Annotated in this window: 1 protein-coding gene; it reads left to right on the forward strand. The window is 48.5% G+C overall.

Annotation, left to right across the window (positions count from 1 at the left end; translation table 11 throughout):
- The coding region (locus tag R7R78_RS28540) for an efflux RND transporter permease subunit (RefSeq protein WP_225474902.1) at positions 1-559 on the forward strand (559 nt) is incomplete at both ends.

Here is a 559-nt window from a genome sequence, read left to right on the forward strand (position 1 = left end):
GTGTTTACGCCGATGTTTTTTATCACTGGGATGATGGGGCCTTACATGGCGCCACTGGCGTTCAACGTTCCTATAAGCGTTATCTTTAGTACCGTTGTCGCGTTTATGATCACGCCTTGGCTTGCCAAGAAGCTACTCAAAGGTGCTGAGGAAAACGGCCACTATGACATCCAATCTTCGCCGATGTATCGTTTGTATCGTGGTGTGTTGATTCCGCTACTTGAAAGCCGCAAGAAAGCATGGCTTTTCCTTGGTTTGGTTGCCTTGTTGTTCGTCTTGGCAGCATTGTTGCCAGCACTTCGCTTAGTTCCACTCAAGTTGCTGCCTTATGACAATAAAAATGAGTTCCAATTGGTATTAAACATGCCAGAGTCTTCAAGCTTTGTGGATACCTCCAACGCGCTGTCGAGCTTTACGGACTATTTAATGTCGGTGCCGGAAGTGACAAGTGTGTCGGGCTTTGCAGGCACCGCTTCCCCAATGGATTTCAACGGCATGGTGCGCCACTACTTTATGCGTAGCGAACCATACCAAGGCGAGCTTCGAGTCGTTCTTGCAG

Source organism: Vibrio sp. 2134-1 (genome assembly GCF_033339495.1).